Annotated in this window: 12 protein-coding genes and 1 riboswitch; of the genes, 6 read left to right on the top strand and 6 right to left on the bottom strand. The window is 72.0% G+C overall.

The features are described 5' to 3' along the window. Positions 1–984 (bottom strand): ABC transporter permease, encoded by a 984-nt coding sequence (locus tag ACFP2T_RS34110; protein WP_377429132.1) that lies wholly within the window; start codon positions 982–984, stop codon positions 1–3. A 7-nt stretch (positions 985–991) separates the two neighbouring features. After that, positions 992–2668 (bottom strand): ABC transporter substrate-binding protein, encoded by a 1677-nt coding sequence (locus ACFP2T_RS34105; RefSeq protein WP_377429130.1) that lies wholly within the window; start codon positions 2666–2668, stop codon positions 992–994. Positions 2669–2999: 331 nt separating this feature from the next. Beyond that, positions 3000–3099: riboswitch (glycine riboswitch) on the top strand. A gap of 80 nt (positions 3100–3179) precedes the next feature. Between ACFP2T_RS34105 and gcvP the strand changes: the two genes are divergently transcribed. Further along, positions 3180–6071, top strand: coding sequence for an aminomethyl-transferring glycine dehydrogenase (gcvP, locus tag ACFP2T_RS34100; RefSeq protein ID WP_377429128.1), 2892 nt, complete (start codon positions 3180–3182; stop codon positions 6069–6071). Between the two features lie 60 nt (positions 6072–6131). On the opposite strand, the gene ACFP2T_RS34095 is transcribed toward gcvP, so the two are convergent. Next, a complete protein-coding gene (locus tag ACFP2T_RS34095; protein ID WP_192769774.1) occupies positions 6132–6332 on the bottom strand; it encodes a DUF5999 family protein in 201 nt (66 codons plus the stop codon). Positions 6333–6455: 123 nt separating this feature from the next. Between ACFP2T_RS34095 and ACFP2T_RS34090 the strand changes: the two genes are divergently transcribed. Further along, a complete protein-coding gene (locus ACFP2T_RS34090; RefSeq protein ID WP_377429125.1) occupies positions 6456–7664 on the top strand; it encodes a chorismate-binding protein in 1209 nt (402 codons plus the stop codon). Positions 7665–7720: 56 nt separating this feature from the next. Here ACFP2T_RS34090 and ACFP2T_RS34085 read toward each other — a convergent pair whose 3' ends face one another. Together ACFP2T_RS34085 and ACFP2T_RS34080 are read right to left on the bottom strand one after the other, a co-directional pair. Continuing rightward, positions 7721–8962, bottom strand: a complete 1242-nt coding sequence (locus ACFP2T_RS34085) for a hypothetical protein (protein WP_377429123.1) — start codon at positions 8960–8962, stop codon at positions 7721–7723. A gap of 96 nt (positions 8963–9058) precedes the next feature. After that, positions 9059–11974 carry a DEAD/DEAH box helicase gene (locus ACFP2T_RS34080; protein WP_377429121.1) on the bottom strand — a complete coding sequence of 972 codons (2916 nt, stop codon included), beginning with the start codon at positions 11972–11974 and terminating at the stop codon, positions 9059–9061. Between the two features lie 156 nt (positions 11975–12130). On the opposite strand from ACFP2T_RS34080, the gene ACFP2T_RS34075 reads away from it, so the two are divergent. From ACFP2T_RS34075 to ACFP2T_RS34060, 4 genes are all read left to right on the top strand, one after another. Continuing rightward, positions 12131–12925, top strand: a complete 795-nt coding sequence (locus ACFP2T_RS34075; RefSeq protein WP_377429255.1) for a TetR/AcrR family transcriptional regulator — start codon at positions 12131–12133, stop codon at positions 12923–12925. A gap of 46 nt (positions 12926–12971) precedes the next feature. After that, positions 12972–13475 carry a peptide deformylase gene (gene def / locus ACFP2T_RS34070; protein ID WP_377429119.1) on the top strand — a complete coding sequence of 168 codons (504 nt, stop codon included), beginning with the start codon at positions 12972–12974 and terminating at the stop codon, positions 13473–13475. Positions 13476–13663: 188 nt separating this feature from the next. Continuing rightward, positions 13664–14443 carry an endonuclease/exonuclease/phosphatase family protein gene (locus tag ACFP2T_RS34065; protein ID WP_377429117.1) on the top strand — a complete coding sequence of 260 codons (780 nt, stop codon included), beginning with the start codon at positions 13664–13666 and terminating at the stop codon, positions 14441–14443. A gap of 132 nt (positions 14444–14575) precedes the next feature. Next, entirely contained in the window at positions 14576–17287 is a 2712-nt protein-coding gene (locus tag ACFP2T_RS34060; protein ID WP_377429115.1) for an Hsp70 family protein, read from the top strand. A gap of 62 nt (positions 17288–17349) precedes the next feature. Here ACFP2T_RS34060 and ACFP2T_RS34055 read toward each other — a convergent pair whose 3' ends face one another. After that, a complete protein-coding gene (locus ACFP2T_RS34055) occupies positions 17350–17889 on the bottom strand; it encodes a DUF1062 domain-containing protein (protein WP_377429113.1) in 540 nt (179 codons plus the stop codon). Positions 17890–18005 lie beyond the last annotated feature (116 nt).

The following is an 18005-nucleotide window of genomic DNA, read 5'->3' as shown; positions in this document are numbered from 1 at the left end:
TCAGCCGGCCTGCCGGGTCCGGGGGTCGATCAGCGCGTAGAGCAGGTCGACGACGAAGTTGGCGCCGAGCACGGCGAGGGAGATGACCAGGAAGATTCCCTGTAGCAGCGGGTAGTCGGCGTTGGCGACGGCGGCGACCAGGTTCATCCCGATACCGGGGTACGAGAAGACGATCTCGGTGGCGACGGAGCCGCTGACCACGAAGCCGAGGGTGATGGCGAACCCGGCGACGCTGGGCAGTACGGCGTTCCGGGCCGCGTACTGGATCATGATGCGTCGGGGGCGGAGCCCCTTGGCCTCGGCGGTCAGCACGTAGTCCTCGGCCATCGTCGAGACCATCATGTTCCGCATCCCGAGCAGCCAGCCGGCGACCGAGGCGACCACGATCGACGCGGCCGGCAGGATCCCGTGGTAGACGGCGCTGCGCAGGAACGGCCAGTTCAGGCCGATGGTGGTCTCGTAGCTGTAGCCGCTGTTGAGCGGGAACCAGCCGAGGATTCCGGCCAGGACGTAGAGCAGCACCAGGGCGAGCCAGAAGTACGGGATGGCGGCCAGGAAGGTGGTGGTCGGCACCAGCGCGTCGAGCCAGGTGCCGCGCCGCCAGCCGGCGAGCATGCCGAGGGTGATCCCGAGCAGCACGCTGAGCACGGTGGCCAGCCCGACCATCACCACCGTCCAGGGCAGGCTCTGGCTGAGCACCTTCGCCACCGGGGTCGGGTAGTAGCTGACCGACAGCCCGAACTCGCCGCGCAGCAGGTTGCCGAGGTAGCCGAGATACTGCTGCCACAGCGGGTCGTCGGAGACGCCGAACTGGAGTTCCAGGGCCCGGCGGGCCTCCGGCGACATCGGCGTCATGTTCTGGGTCTTGGCCAGGACGGCGTCGACCGGGTTGCCCTTGATCAGCCGGGGGATGAGGAAGTTGAGGGTGACCGCCGCCCAGACCGCGACCAGGTAGAACAGCGCCTTGCGCCGCAGGTAGCGCATCGGGCGCTCAGCCGGCCGGAAGCAGGTTCTTGGCCACGATGCCCATGTCCGGCCCGTTGTACGGAGTGGTCAGCGCGTAGTGGTTCTGCTCGGTCGGGAAGTTCGAGATGTTCTGGGTGCGGTACTCGATCAGCGAGGCGGACTGCTGGATCGGGATGTACGGCAGCTCCTCGACCAGCACGTCCTGGATCTTGAACAGTTCGGCCCTGAGCGCGTCCTTCTGGTCCGGTGGGGTGTTCTCCATCGCCAGCAGGGCGGCGTCGACGCTCGCGTTGCGGTACCGGCCGTAGTTGGAGCCGGCCTGCTGGCCCAGCGGGGCGGTGGTCTTGCTGGCGAACCCGCGGCTGTACCAGCTGTAGGCGGTGCCCTCGCTGTACAGATTGGTGATGATCATGTCGAAGTCGCCGGTCTGCTGGTCGGTGGAGAAGGCGGTGAAGGAGACCTCCTGGGTCTTCATCTCGATGCCGACCGACTTCAGCGCCTGGGTCATGATCTGCAGCGCGGAGATGTAGTCGTTGTAGCCCTGCACCACCTTGACGGTGAACGACAGCCGCCGGCCGGCTTTGGCGTAGACGCCGTCGGCGCCCTTGGCCCAGCCGTCCTGTTGCAGGGTCTGCTCCGCGCGGGCCGGGTCGAACTCCAGCTTCCGGTCCTTGTACTCCGGCTTGATGTAGTCGTCCCAGAGCGGCCGGGGCAGCTGCGCCGGGCTGGCCTCCTTGCCGTATCCGGAGAAGGCCAGCTTGATGATCTGGTCCCGGTCCAGGGCGAGGCTGACCGCCCTGCGGACCGCCACGCTGTTGAACGGCGCCTTGTCCAGGTTGGGGATCAGGTTGGTCAGGTAGAGCTGCGACTCGTTGAGGTACTTGTTGTGTTCCGGGTCCTTGCTGACGTACTGCCGGTCGATGTCGGCGATGAACGAGCCGGCCCAGTCGAGCTGGCCGGCGGCGAGCGCCGCGATCGCGCTGTCCGCGCTGGCGAACTGGTGGAACCGCAGACCCTTGATCTTCGGCTTGCCGGTCTCCCAGTAGTTCGGGTTCCGCTCGAAGACGTAGTTCTGCTGGCTGAACGACGCCACCGTGAACGCCCCGGTGCCGACCGGCTTCTCGTTGGTGAAGGCGGACGGGTCGGCGATGGTCGACCAGATGTGCTTGGGCACCATGTAGATCCGGCCGGCGATCAGGTTGAGCCGGGTGTAGACGCCCTGACTGAACTTGATCGAGACGTGCGTCGGGTCGCTGGCGACGGCCTCGACGATGGGCAGCCCGTTGTGGTTGATCTTCTGGTGGTCCCGGATCAGGTTGAAGGTGAACGCCACGTCCTCGGCGCTGAACGGCTTGCCGTCGCTCCACTTCACCCCCTCCCGGATGGTGAAGTTCAGCGTCCGGCCGTTGTCGGCGAACTCGTAGCCCGTGGCGAGTTGGGGCTGCACGTCGTCGGCCCGGGCGCCGTTGAAGTAGATCAGCGCCTCGTAGAGCACGCTCATGGTGCCGGCGACGCTGTTCTGGGAGAACGGGTTGAAGTTCGGCACGAAGCCCGCGTTCGCCCCCGAGAAGACGTTGATGATCTTGCCCTCGGCCGTGCCGGAGCCGCCGTCACCGTCGTCGCCGCAGCCGGCGGCACCGCCGACGACCAGCGCGGCGGTGGCCAGCGCGGCGAGCAGCCGGCGTGCGAGGGGGGATGTCATCGGTACCTCCCGGTCGGGATTTCGGGCGGATTTCGACACGGTGTCCGGGGAACGTGAGATCGATGACAACACCGAACCGGTTCAGAGTCAATAGACAGCGGACGATAGCTGTCCGGGTGACGATGAGCTGGTATTTCACGAGCTGGGCGATACCGGATCGCGCGGCTGACGGCAGCGTCCCGGCTTAACCGGTTCCGCCTGTGGGTCCCGAACGACCGCTGACCGCCGCGCCCGCCGTCGGGGTCCCCGATGCGGGACCGAGCGATGATCCATCCCGGCCCGACCGAAATTCGGACGAAACCCGATCGCTGGTACCGTTGCCACCGCCGACAACACTCGCGAGCGAGAGACCGCCAGGCAACGTCCGCAGGCGGCGCCGAAGGGGCAAATCCTCCCCGGAACCTCTCAGGCAAAAGGAGCCCGTGAGCAGGCGACTGTGGAGCGCTGTGCGACGTTGCGGAGCGTGACAGAGGGGGAGGTTGCAGCGTCGACCTCGCCCGGGAGTGCCCCCATGACCACACCGCAGTTCCCCGCCCGCGACATCGGGCAGTTCTCCGACCGGCACATCGGCCCCGACGCCGAAGCCGAACGCCGGATGCTGGAGACCGTCGGATACGACTCGATCGACGACCTGATGGACGCGGCGATCCCCGAGGCGATCCGCTGGACCGGCACCCTCGACCTGCCGCCCGCGGCCACCGAGGACGAGGTGATCGCCGAACTGCGGGCGCTCGCCGCCCGGAACACCGTCGCCGTCTCCATGATCGGGCTGGGGTACCACGGCACCCACACCCCGGCGGTGATCCGGCGCAACGTGCTGGAGAACCCGGCCTGGTACACCGCCTACACGCCGTACCAGCCGGAGATCAGCCAGGGCCGGCTCGAAGCACTGCTCAACTTCCAGACCATGGTCACCGACCTGACCGGGCTGGCCACCGCGAACGCCTCGATGCTCGACGAGGGCACCGCCGCGGCCGAGGCGATGACCCTGGCCCGCCGGGCCGGCAAGAGCAAGAGCCCGGTGTACGTGGTCGACGCCGACACCCTGCCGCAGACGATCGCGGTACTGGCCACCCGGGCCGAGCCGCTCGGGATCGAGGTCCGGGTCGTCGACCTCGACACCGAGCCGCTTCCGTCGGAGTTCTTCGGACTGCACCTGCAGTACCCGGGCGCCTCCGGGGCGGTACGCGACCACAGCGCGCTGGTCGAGGCCGCGCACGCCGCCGGGGCACTGGTCACCGTCGCCGCCGACCTGCTCGCGCTGACCCTGCTCCGGCCGCCGGGCGAGATCGGCGTCGACATCGCCGCCGGCACCACCCAGCGGTTCGGCGTACCGATGGGCTTCGGTGGGCCGCACGCCGGCTACCTGGCGGTCCGCTCCGGTCTGGAGCGGATGCTGCCCGGCCGCCTCGTCGGGGTGTCCCGGGACGCGGCCGGCGACCCCGCCTACCGGCTGGCACTACAGACCCGGGAACAGCACATCCGCCGGGAGCGGGCGACCAGCAACATCTGCACCGCCCAGGTCCTGCTCGCCGTGATGGCCGGGATGTACGCGGTCTACCACGGACCGGCCGGGCTGCGGGCGATCGCGCAGCGGGTACACCACCGGGCCGCGACCCTGGACCGGCTGCTCCGCGACCTGGACAGCCCGCAGATCACCGTCGTGCACCGGGCGTACTTCGACACCCTGCTGGTCCGGGTGCCCGGCCGGGCCGCGCGGGTGCTGGCCGACGCCGCCGAGCGGGGCATCAACCTGCGGCTGGTCGACGCCGACCACGTCGGGATCTCCTGCGACGAGACGACCACCCGGGAGCACCTGGAAACGGTGGCGGACGTGTTCGCCCGGCTCGCCGGAACCGCCTCGGGCGGGGTGCCGGACCGGGCCCGGTCCGAGGCCGAGGTGCCCTCCGCGCTGCCGGCCACGCTGGCCCGCACCAGCGACTTCCTGAGCCATCCGGTCTTCCGGACGCACCACTCCGAGACCGCCATGCTGCGCTACCTGCGCCGACTGGCGGACCTCGACTACGCCCTGGACCGGGGCATGATCCCGCTCGGCTCGTGCACCATGAAGCTGAACGCCACCACCGAGATGGAACCGGTCAGCTGGGCCGAGTTCGCCGACATCCACCCGTTCGCGCCGGCCGCCCAGACCGCCGGCTACGCCGAACTCGTCGCCTCGCTGGAACGCTGGCTGGCCGAGGTGACCGGGTACGACGCGGTCAGCGTCCAGCCGAACGCCGGCTCCCAGGGCGAACTCGCCGGCCTGCTGGCCATCCGCGCCTACCACCGCGAGCGCGGCGAGGAGCACCGGGACGTCTGCCTGATCCCGTCGTCGGCGCACGGCACCAACGCGGCCAGCGCGGTGATGGCCGGGATGCGGGTGGTGGTGGTCGGCTGCGACAGCGACGGTGACGTCGACCTGGCCGACCTCGACCGCAAGATCGAGGCGCACCGGGGCAGCCTCTCGGCGATCATGGTCACCTACCCGTCCACCCACGGGGTGTACGAGGGCGGCATCGCGGCGCTCTGCGCCAAGGTGCACGACGCCGGCGGACAGGTCTACGTCGACGGCGCCAACCTCAACGCGCTGCTCGGGTTCGCCAAGCCCGGCCGGTTCGGCGCGGACGTGTCGCACCTGAACCTGCACAAGACGTTCTGCATCCCGCACGGCGGCGGCGGCCCCGGGGTCGGGCCGGTCGCGGTACGGGCGCACCTGGCCCCGTACCTGCCCGGCGACCCGTTGGGCACCGACGGCCCGGCCCGGCCGGCGGTCTCGGCGGCCCGGTACGGCTCCGCCGGCATCCTGCCGATCCCGTGGGCCTACCTGCGGCTGATGGGCCCGGACGGGCTCACCCGGGCGACCGGGGTGGCCGTGCTGGCGGCCAACTACGTCGCGACCCGGCTACGCGGGCACTACCCGGTGCTGTACGCCGGCAACAAGGGCCTGGTCGCCCACGAGTGCATCCTCGACCTGCGTGACCTGACCAAGGCCACCGGAGTGAGCGTGAACGACGTCGCCAAGCGCCTGATCGACTACGGGTTCCACGCCCCGACGATGTCGTTCCCGGTCGCCGGCACCCTGATGGTGGAACCGACCGAGAGCGAGGACCTGGCCGAACTCGACCGGTTCTGCGAGGCGATGATCGCGATCCGGGCCGAGATCGACCGGGTCGGCGCAGGGGAGTGGCGCGACGGCGACAACCCGCTGGCGAACGCGCCGCACACCGCCGCGATGGTCAGCGGTGACGACTGGCCGCACCCGTACCCGCGTTCGGTGGCGGCATATCCGGGCGGGGTCGACCGGATCGGGAAATACTGGCCGCCGGTGCGTCGGATCGACGACGCGTACGGCGACCGCAACCTGGTGTGTGCCTGCCCGCCGCCGGAGGCGTTCGAGAACTAGGCGAGACGATTCGTCACCGGCCGCCGTTCGCGACAGCGGCCGGTGACGCTGAGCAACCGGTCAGCCGACGAGGGCGTGCCGGGCCGGGCCACGGTGCGGGGCTATCGTGCTGCCGTCGGGCAACAGTTCGCCGGTGTCCTCGAACAGGATGACGCCATTGCAGAGCAGGCTCCAGCCCTGTTCACGGAAGCAGGCGATCACGCGGGCGGCCTCACGGTCGGTCGCTTCAGCGGAGGGACAGGTCGGTCGGTGCTGGCACATCGGGTTTCTCCGGACTATGGGGTGCTGTGGCATGGTTCACATGACCAGTGACGGACGGTACCCCCTCACCCCCGGTGATGACGAGCGGGTATCCGTCTGCACCGGAAAGAATCCACTTTTCGGATGAGGCAGATCGAACCGTCCGTCGTGGAAGCGCTCCCAGTCAGACTGCCGGGAGCGCCGACCAACTGCGTACCCGGGCTCGTTGAACACGACCGGTTGCAGTACTGGGCCGGGGCGGCGGGCGACCCCGCCACGCTGCTCGAAGACTTCCTCGCCGGACACGGCCTGCCGGTACGCGACCTGTCCCGGCCCGGCAGCCACCCGGCCGACGCCCGGCCCGGCACGGTCTGCGGCGCGGCGCTGTTCGTCTCCGCAGCAGCCGGCGCCCGGATGGTCGGAATGCCGACCGGACCGGCGAGCCCGGCGCCGGACGTCCCCGACCTGGTGGCGGTCGTCTACCGGCACGGTCGGCCCGGCGAGGGCACCGCCGCGCTGCGGCCCGGTGCGGACGGCTGGTGGCTGGAGCCGTGGCGGGAGAGCTGGTCACCGCAGCGCCACGCCACCGCCGTCGAACTGGCCCGGCAGGCCATCGGCCGGGGAGACGTCTACCAGGTCAACGTCGTCGGGCACGGTGCCGCCCGGTACACCGGGAACCCGCTGCCCGGGTTGGCCCGACTGACCCGGCTGCCCGGAGCGCGTTACGGCGGGGTGCTCACCGGTCCCGGCTGGGCGATCGGGTGCGCCTCCCCGGAGACCCTGGTCGAGGTCATCGGTGGCCGGGTGTTCACCCGGCCGATCAAGGGCACCCGACCGGCCACCGGTCAGGGCCGCCGGGAACTGCTCGAATCCGCCAAGGAACGGGCCGAACACGTGATGATCGTCGACCTGGAGCGCAACGACCTGGCCCGGATCGCCCGGACCGGCTCGGTGCGGGTGGACGAGCTCTACGCGATCCGCCGCTGGTCGGACCTGTGGCAGGCCGAGTCCACGGTCTCCGCCACGCTCGCCGACGGGCAGGGCCTGGCCGACGTGCTCCGGGCGGTCTGCCCCGGCGGCTCGGTCACCGGCGCGCCGAAGCTCGCCGCGCTGGCCCAGATCGCCGCCCTGGAGCCGGTCGGCCGGGGCGCCAGCATGGGCGGGCTCGGCTGGATCGGCCCCGACCGGCTGGACCTGGGCCTGACCATCCGCACCGCGGCCGTGGACGCGGAACGGGTACACGTCTGGGCCGGCGGCGGAATCACCTGGGGCAGCGACCCCACGGCCGAGGTCGCCGAGGCCGCCGCCAAGGCCGGACCGGTCCGGGCCGCGCTGGCCGGCCGCTCCCGGTAACCCGCGACACCCGACGCCCGAGCCGCGCCGACCCACCCCCGGGACCGGATCCGGGATCAGCCGCCGAGCAGGTCGGCCAGCGCCTCGGCGGGATCGTTACGGGGCGCTCCGGCCGGCCACCACTCGCCGTCGGCGGCCTCCCGGTACGGGTACCAGCGCCCGTCCCGGCCGTACCGCAGCTGCGCCCGGCGGTCCGGGAACGTCCACCGGTTGCGCCAGACCTGCGGCTCCGGCAGGTCGTCACCGTCCCAACCCGCGTCGAGGCGTGCCCGCGCCCGGGCCAGACCCGACGCCGGTGGCCGCCACGACTCCTCCAGGACCGCCAGCCCGGCGTGGCCGCCGTACTCCCAGGCCCGCACCGCCCGGCCGAACTCCCGGGCCGGCTGGCCGCTGGCCCGACGCAACCGGGCCAGCGCCGGGCCGCTCGCCCCGGCGGCGGCGAGCCGGACCGCGTCCGACCGTTCCGGCAGCGGCGACGGGGGCCCACCCGGGGCGGTGAACCCGAGCAACGCGGCGGCCCGGTCGGCCGCGTTGTCGACCAGTGCCCGCAATCCCTCCGCCGGTACTCCCGGTGCGTCCGGCAGCTCCGGCCCGGGCCCGTCGGATCCGGGTGGGGGCGGCGGTTCCGGCAGCACCGGATCCGGCCCGGCGTACGCCTGCGCGGCCGGCACCCCGCCGATGCCGGTCGACGGGCCGGTCGACGGGCGGCCCGGCTCCGGGCGGGCGGTCCGGCGTCGGAGTTCGGCCAGGAGTTCCCGCCGACCCCGTCCCCGGATCAGCAGCAGCACGAACGGATCGGCGTCGAGCAGCCAGGCCACCTGGTAGCAGAGTGCGGTGGCGTGCGGGCAGGGATCGCCCCACTCGGGGCAGTCGCATTCCGGTTGCAGGTCACCCAGCCCCGGCAGCAGCCGGACGCCGACGTCGTCCGCGGCGGCCACCAGGTCACGCGGCATCTCCCCGTCGAGCAGCGCGGCGATGTGTCCGGCCTTCGCCTCGACCTGGTCCAGGAACCGGGTCCACTCGGCGTCACTCATCGGTTCGACGAAGACCCGGGGCCGGTAGAAGACGTCCTGGACCCCGTCGTGCACCTCGGCGGCGATCCGCCCCGGACTGACGGTGATCGAGCCGACCTGGCCGGCGGAGGCGGAACGGCGTCCCCTGCGCAGCAGCGTCTGGTCCAACGACGTGTCCTCCAGGGCGCGGATCCAGGCGTCACCCCACCAGGTGCGGGTCTGCCGGGCCCGCCGGCCGGCCGGGAACGCCGGAAAACCCCGGATCCGGTCACCACCGTCACTCATGCCGCCTCCTCGCCGCACTCGTCGTCGTCACGAGTCTGCCCACCGACCAGCCGACAGCCCGCCGATCGAGCCAGCCGATCCGCTCGCCGCGCCCACTCACGCCGGCCTGCGCAGCGCGACCAGGTCCGCCAGTTCGGCGTCGGACAGTTCGGTCAACGCCGCGTCGCCGCCGGCCAGCACCGCGTCGGCGAGTTCCCGCTTCGTGGCCAGCAGCGCGGCGATCCGGTCCTCGACCGTCCCCTCGGTCACCAGCCGGTGCACCTGCACCGGCCGGGTCTGCCCGATCCGGTACGCCCGGTCGGTGGCCTGCTCCTCGACGGCCGGGTTCCACCAGCGGTCGTAGTGCACCACGTGGTCGGCCCGGGTCAGGTTGAGCCCGGTACCGGCGGCCTTCAGCGACAGCAGGAAGACCGGCACGGCGCCGTCCTGGAACCGGCGTACCTGCTCGTCCCGGCGGGGCACCGGCGTGCCGCCGTGCAGCAGTTGGGTCGGCACGCCACGGTCGCCGAGGTGCCGCTCGATCAGCCGGGCCATCGCGACGTACTGGGTGAAGACCAGCATCGCGCCGTCGCCGGCGACGATCGTGTCGACCAGTTCGTCGAGGAGTTCGAGTTTCCCGGACCGGCCGGCCAGCCGGGGCCGCGCCTCCCGCAGGTAGTGGGCCGGATGGTTGCAGACCTGCTTCAACGAGGTCAGGAGCTTGAGGACCAGGCCACGCCGGGCCATCCCGGCACTGTCCCGGATCTGCGCCATCGTCTCCCGGACCACCGCCTCGTAGAGGCCCGCCTGCTCGCCGGTCAACCCGACCGGATGATCGGTCTCGGTCTTCGGCGGCAGCTCCGGCGCGATACCCGGATCCGACTTGCGGCGGCGCAGCAGGAACGGCGCGATCAGCCGGGCCAGTTCCCGGGCGGCCACCGGATCCCGGTCCGCCTCGATCCGGCTGGCCCACCGGGCCCGGAATCGGGCGAGCGGGCCGAGCAGGCCGGGGGTGGTCCAGTCCAGGACCGCCCACAGCTCGGCGAGGTTGTTCTCCACCGGGGTGCCGGTGAGGGCGACCCGGGCGGCGGCCGGGATCATCCGCAACGCCCGCGCCGTACCGGAGGCCCGGTTCTTCACGTGCTGTGCCTCGTCCGCCACGACCAGGCCCCACCGGACGGCACCGAGTCGGTCGGTGTCCAGCCGCATCGTCCCGTACGTCGTCAGCACGAACCCGCCGGCCACCTCGTCCAGGGTCCGCCGGCCGCCGTGGAAGCGCCGCACCGGCGTACCCGGTGCGAACCGCTCGATCTCCCGTTCCCAGTTGCCGAGCAGCGAGGCGGGGCAGACCACCAGGGTCGGGCCGGCGGTCGCCGGATCGGCCTGCCGGTGCAGGTGCAGCGCGATCAGTGTCACCGTCTTGCCCAGCCCCATGTCGTCGGCGAGGCAGCCACCGAGTCCGAGCGACGTCATCCGGGCCAGCCAGCGCAGCCCACGGAGCTGGTAGTCCCGCAGCACCGCGGTCAACCCCGCCGGGGGACCGATCCGGTCCGGGTCGGCGTACGTCCGGTCGGCATCCGGCGTCCGGCCGGAGCGCTCCCGGTCGGCACCGTCCGGTCCGGTCGGCTCCGGGTCGGCGATGCGCCGCCGCAGTCCGGCCAGCCAGCCGTCGGCGGCGACCTCGACGGGACGACCGTCGATCTCCGCCGTTCCGGTCAGCGCGGCGCCGAGCGCCTCGATCGCGGTGATCGGCGGCAGGGCCGGCTTACGGGCCCGGGCGGCCAGCTCCGGATCGACCAGCACCCACTGGTCCCGCAGCCGGACCACGGGCCGGTGCGCTTCGGCGAGTACGTCCAGTTCGGCGGCGGTGAGCGGCTGTCCGCCGAGGGCGAGCTGCCAGTCGAACCGGAGCAGTTCGCCGCCGCCGAAGAACGCCGCGACGTCCGACGGGGGAGCGTCGGTGGCGCCGAGCACCGCCCGCGCGGTCAGGCCGGAGGTCAGCTCACGCGGCCAGTGCACCTCGACGCCGATCGCGGCGAGCCGGCCCGACCCGTCGGTGAAGAGGTCGGTGACCTCCTCGTCGGTCAGCGGAAGCTCGTCGGGGACCGCGGCGTCCAGCAGGTGCCGCAGCGGTGGCCAGGCCCGGGCCGCCCGCCGTACCGCGAGAGTGGTGTCGATCCGGGTGCGCGGACCGAAGTCGGCGACGGTGCCACGCCACAGCGCGGCCGCGTCGACCACCAGCGCCGGGTCGACGAGGCTGTGCACCTGGAGCACCGCCCGCAGCCCGGGGCGGGTGAGGTCCCCGTCGACGGCTTCGAGGCGGATCGAGACGCGTACCCCGGAGTCGAGGCCGGCGGAGATCTCCTCCGCCCAGCCGCGTAGCCGTGGCACCTGCTGCGGGGCCGGCGCGGCGTACACGTCGGTGCCGGCGGCGTGCCGGGCGGCGGGGGACCGGGGCAGGGTGTCGGCGACCGCGTCGAGGAAACCCCGCAGCAGGGTGTGCGCGTCCGGCAGGGTCAGCGGGTCCGCCGGGTGCGGCCCGACCGGCACCGCGCGGGCCCGCGCCGGCATCGCCGCCGTCAGCTCCCGGATCCGGGCGACGTCCGCCGGGTCCAGCGGCCCGACCAGCCAGGCGTCGAAGCCGGCCGGTGACACGGTGGGCAGGATCCGGCGCCGCGCGACCAGGTGCAGCGCCACGACCGCGGCGGCGGCCCAGTAGGCCGCGGCCGGGTCGGTTGTCCGGCCCGGCGCCGCGCGGGCGTCGGCCAGCAGGACCGGCACCGCGTCGCCGACCGGCAGCCGGCGGGCCGGCACGGTCCGGGACCGCACCCCCGCCCCGTCCGGTACGACGACGGTCAGTTCCCCGGCCTGCCCCGGCCGGTCGGGCAGCGCGCCGCCGTCCGGTCGCCAGAACGCCATCGCACCGGTGCGGGGCGGATCGGCCGGTTCGAACACCACGGCACAACCGGCGAGACCGCCCGGCCACCGGTCCGGGTCAGCACCGTCGGCGTGCCGCACCGAAATCGGCTCCATGTCCGGTTCTCTTCTCTCCACCGCCGCCCGCTTCCACCACCGACCGCACCGTGGCCCTGCCCGGGGCACCCCAGACGAGCCCGTACATTGTACCGTATGCTGTACGGGAACCCCTCCGGAACGGAGATCGGCGACCGGGACGACAATCGAACGGACATGACAACCGAGCACACCGGAATCGGAGACCCCGCCCGCAGCCTGGCGCTGCTCTGGCGCCCCCGCGACCGCGCCAACCGACGCGGCCGGTCCGACCTGACCATCGACCGGATCATCCACGCCGCGATAGAGGTCGCCGACGCCGAAGGGCTCCCCGGACTCTCCATGCGCCGGATCGCCGAACGACTCGGCGTCGGCACCATGTCCCTCTACACCCACCTGCCCGGCAAGGCCGAACTCCTCGACCTGATGCTCGACACCGTCTACGCCGACGTCGCCACCCCGGACACCGCACCGGGCGGCTGGCGGGACCGGGTCGAACAGATCGCCCGGGACGCCTGGGCCCGCTACCACCGCCATCCGTGGATGCTCCAGATCGGCACCAGCCGTCCCGTCCTCGGCCCCAACGCGATGGCCAGATACGAACACGAACTACGGGCCGTCGACGGCATCGGACTCACCGACATCGAGATGGACTCCGTGGTCAACCTCGTCGCCGGACACGTCGCCAGCGCGGCCCGGCAGGCCCTCGACGCGAGCCAGGTCGAACAACGCACCGGTATGACCGACGCACAGTGGTGGTCCGCCCGCGCCCCACTGCTCGGCGCGCTCACCGAGGGCCGCCACTATCCGACCGCCGCCCGGGTCGGCGCGGCGGTCGGCGAGGCGTACGGGTCGGCGGTCAACCCCGTACAGGCCTTCGAATTCGGCCTGCACCGGCTGCTCGACGGCATCGAGGCACTGATCCACGGCCGCGGCGGCGACGGCGGGCCACGGCCCACCCCCGGCCCGTGACGCGCCGCCCGACACCGCCGGGAAACCACCCGATAAGGTTCCGCTCATGACGATGCGGCCCATCCGGATCATCGGGGACCCCGTACTGCGCACCCCCTGCGAGCCGGTCACCAGTTTCGACGCCGAACTACGCGCCCTGGTCACCGACCTGATGGACACCCTGCTCGGCGCGCCCGGCCGGGCCGGAGTCGCCGCACCCCAGATCGGCATCAGCGCCTCGGTGTTCGTCTACGACGCCGACGGACACCGAGGCCACATGATCAACCCCACCCTCGAACTCTCCGACGAACAACAGGACGACGACGAGGGCTGCCTGTCGATCCCCGGCCTGTACTTCCCGACCCCGCGCGCCATGCACGCCACCGCCCGGGGCGTCGACCAGCACGGCGAACCCCTGACCATCACCGGCAGCGGCTTCCTCGCCCGAGCACTCCAACACGAGACCGACCACCTCGCCGGACGCCTCTACGTCGACACGCTCCGTGGCGACACCCGGCGCCACGCGCTACGCGAGATCCGCGCCGGACGGTTCGCCACGCCCGAACGGTAACCGGCGAATTCCGGCCGGAGCGCGAGTCCGGCCGCCGCGAACCAGAACGTGAACCGCCCGGTCACAGGCCCCGGCGCCGCCGCAACCAGATGCCGACCACGCCCAGAAGCACGAACAGCAACCCGGAACAGAGCAGCGCTTTGAAGATCACCGGGAAACTGTCGCACATCCCGCCGTAAGGTGCAGAAGTGCGCCTGGCAACCTTCAACCTCCTGCACGGCCGATCCCCGCACGACGGCCTCGTCGACGAGACCCGGCTCAGCACCGCGGTCGCCAACCTCGACGCCGACGTCCTCGCCCTCCAGGAGGTCGACCGCGACCAGTCCCGCAGCAACCACCTCGACCTGACCAGCATCGCCGCCCAGGCAATGGACGCACCCGCCCACCGGTTCGCCGCGGCGGTCGTCGGCACCCCCGGCGAACAGTTCCGGCCACTGACCCACGACGACGACGGACACGGGGAACCGCTCTACGGCGTCGGCCTGATCAGCCGCTACCCGGTCCGCTCCTGGCAGGTCATCCGGCTCACCGCACTACCCGTACGCTCCCCGGTGATCGCCCCCGGACCCGGCGGCGGACTCGTCCTCTTCCGCGACGAACCCCGGGTCGTCCTCGCCGCCATCCTCGACACCCCGTACGGCCCGATCACCGCCGCCGCCACCCACCTCTCCTTCGTACCCGGCTGGAACATCCGGCAACTCCGCCAGGTCATCCGGGCCCTACGCACCCTGCCCGCGCCCCGGATCCTCCTCGGCGACCTGAACCTGCCCGCCGGACTCGCCACCATCGTCTCCGGCTGGCGATCCCTGGCCCGCCGCCCCACCTACCCGGCGAAACAGCCCCGGGTGCAACTCGACCACATCCTGGCCGACCCCCGGGGCGGCCACCCGCTCCCCGCCGTCACCGCCGTCCGCACCCCGGCCGCGACCATCTCCGACCACCGACCGCTCGTCGTCGACCTGGCCTGACCCCGCCAGCAGACCGCCCACACCGGGCCGGCACCCCCGGTCGGAAAGCCCACCACCCCCGACCACGGCACCGCCGACCGGGCAGTAGCATCCGCACGCGGCGCGGCGAACCCCGGCGCGCACCGTGCGGAGGTGACATCGGTGGACCAGCCGGCCCGGCTCGCGATCGACCTGGGTACCACCCACACCATCGCGGTGGTACGCCGGGACGACCACCAGCCGCCCCGGACACTTCTCTTCGACGGCTCACCACTGCTCTCCTCCGCCGGCTACGTCGCCCCCGACGGCACCGTGCACACCGGACGGGACGCCGAGCGGCTCGGCGCCACCGACCCGGAACGCTACGAACCACACCCGAAACGCCGCATCGACGACGGCAGCCTCCTGCTCGGCACCGACGAGGTACCGGTGGAACGCCTCCTCACCGCCACCCTCCGACGGGTAGCCGACGAAGCCCGCACCGCTGGCGTCGACCCCGCCGCCGCGACCGTCCTCACCTACCCGGCCGACTGGGGCCAACCCCGACGAACCCTGCTGCGCACCGCCGCCCAGAACGCCGGACTCGGCCCCGTACGACTCCTCGACGAACCCGTCGCCGCCGCCACCTACTGCATCGAACTGCTCCACCAGCGGCTACCCACCGGCGGCAGCCTCGGCATCTTCGACTTCGGCGGCGGCACCCTCGACGTGACCGTCGTCCGCCGCGACCCCGACGGCCTATGGGTACTCGCCACCGGCGGCCTCGACGACCTCGGCGGACTCGACATCGACGAGGCCCTCGTCGCCCACCTCGGACACCTCATCGCACTGCGCGACCCCGACCTCTGGCACCGGCTCAACCAGCCCGACACCCCGGCACGACGCCGCGACCGGCAGGCGTTCTGGACGGAGGTCCGCACCGCCAAGGAGATGCTGTCCCGGACCACCAGTGCCCCAGTACAGATCCCCGGACGCGACGACCCCGTACACCTCACCCGGGACGAACTCGACCGCGTCGCCGGCCCACTGATCGCCCGCGCCGTCGACGAAACCCGACGCGTACTGCAACGCGCCGGCGTCGACCCGGCCCACCTGACCGGCCTGCTCCTGGTCGGCGGATCCAGCCGACTACCCCTGGTCGCCAGCCGCCTGCACGCCCGGCTCGGCATCGCCCCCTCGGTACCCGAGCAACCCGAACTCCCCGTCGCGTACGGCGCGATCCGGCACCACGCACCCCCGACCGCGACACCACACGCCGGCCCACCCCGACCCGGGACCATTCCCGGACACCACCCGAACGCGTATTCCCCGGTGGTCGGCCCCGCCTGGTCCCCGAACCCACCGCCACCGCACCGGGCCGCCCCACCCCCCGCCCGACCGGGCACGGCGACACACCAGCCGACCCCGCCGACCTCCGGCGCCGGCCGCCGCCGACCGATCCGCCGGCTCCTGATCGTCACCACCGCGTTCATCGCGGTCGCCGGTTGCATCGGCACCGCGGTCGTCGGCGGAAAATGGCTGAAGAACACCATCGCCGCCGCCGGCAACCTCAACGGCATCTCCGTCGGCGCCGCCGACCCCGCCGGAGACCTCAAACAGGTCAACGGATACCCGAGTACCCGGACCGGCGCCGCCTCCGTCACCGTCGCCGGAGACCACGTCATATCCGCGGTCTCCGGCGACGGGGCGACCGAAGTCGTCTCGCTGCCCGGCAACGACGCCCCACCCCGCTGGACGACGACCGTCCAGATGGAACCGTCCGAACTCCGAATCACCGCCGTCGGCGACCTGATCATCCTGGACGGCAAACGCTCCATCACCAACTACGGCGACGACGTCCGCGCCGTAGTCTCCGCCACCAACGGTAAGCAGCTCTGGAAACGTGTCTGGTCCGACCGCACCGACATCGCCTACTACGGCACCGACGCCGTGGTGGAGATACGCAACGGCACCGACAAACACTCCATCGCCCGCATCGACCTCCGCACCGGCAAACAGGAATGGATCCGGACCGGCAGCCCCGACGTTCTCAGCACCGACGACCACCGCGCCGAACCGATGCGCCAGTGGCCCACCGCCGACACCACACCAGCCGCGACACTGCCGGCCGTCAACGGCGTCCTCGCCGACGCGGTCGTCGCCGCCACCACCCCGGTCATCGAACTCGACGCCAAGAACGGCCGTGGCACCCTGCTCGACCCCAGGACCGGAAAGGTACAGAGCAGCGGAAAACTCCCACTCGACGACGGCATCTGGGTCGCCTACGACAACCTCGTCATCGGCAAGACCGTCACCCGATCCTCCGGCGCCCAGCAGGTCCTCGCCGGCTACGCGGTACCCGGATTCCGGCAGCGCTGGCACATAGGCCTGGCCGCCGTCGAACGCATCGAACGTGTCAAGCCATGCGGACCCCACCTCGTCTGCGTCGCGATCATCGGACCCGACGCCAACCACACCCTCGCCGTTGACACCCGCACCGGGAAACCCGCCTGGCGGATCGCCGTCGACAACTCCGACGAGGACTGGTACGCCCACGGCGACACCATCCTCGGCGGCAAATCCACCTTCTTCGAGTCGATCGACGAACCCCGGGTGATCAACCAGTCGGACGGCAAGGCGCGACGGAAACTCCCCGAATACTCCACGGTGCTCGCCACCAACGGCGACCGGATGGTGTTGAGCAGCACCGACGGGCTACCCGTCAAGTGGCAACTCCACGTCGAAGAGACCGCCACCGACCAGGGCACCAACGTCGTCGCCGTCGGCGACAAGGCCCCCGAACAGGTGGGGGTCGCCGGTGACCTCGTTGGCGTCATCACCGGCGACCGGCGCACCCTGGCACTGCGGATCTCCGGACTGGGCTGACCACCCGGACAGGCCTGTCCCGCACGGGTCCGGGGGGATCGCGCGCCGCCGCTACAGCCCCGCTAGTCCCCGGCCAGCACGGTGAAGGTGAACCCGGCGCTCGTCCGACGGCGCAGCGGAATGTCGCACTTGACCCGGCGCAACACCTCGTTCCTGCTGAGACCGAGCCCCTGCGCGATGAGCCGATCCGGGCGCACCGGCACCGGATCCTCGAACACGACCTCCACCTTGACCGGCCACGCCTCGGCGCGCCATGCCGACGGGGTGTCCAGCCGCCAAGCCCCCTTCCAGTCCAAGCTGACGCGGTTGCGCCGGGCGAGCAGTGGATCCAACAGCCTGGACGCCACCTGCTCCGGATCGTTGGCGTGATAGCCCTCGAGCTCGGCCGGATCGAAGGATCTGACCGGCGCTCGCTCGTGCACGGTGAGCTTGCTCGTCCGATCGCAGGACACACAGCGGACCAGCAGCCACACGTCCAGCAGGTTGCCGTTGGCGTTGACGCGGAACCTGCCCTCGCCGGTGGTGGCCGACTCCGACCGGCAGTCCACGCACCGCAGCGACAGCAGAGGCAGCCTGGTCCGACGGACGACCCAGGGCAGCACGATATGAGGTTGTGAAGACATGATCTCTCTAGACCTGACACGAGGCCGATTGCGCGCGGCCTCAAACGCTGAATGACTGGGCGCACATGGGCAGCCCGGCAGAGCCGACCGGAAGG

Source organism: Plantactinospora solaniradicis, from assembly GCF_042658085.1.
In the GTDB taxonomy this organism is placed as follows: domain Bacteria; phylum Actinomycetota; class Actinomycetes; order Mycobacteriales; family Micromonosporaceae; genus Plantactinospora; species Plantactinospora solaniradicis.
Note: the sequence above shows the minus strand (reverse complement) of the source record. Positions and strands in the feature narration are given on the sequence as shown.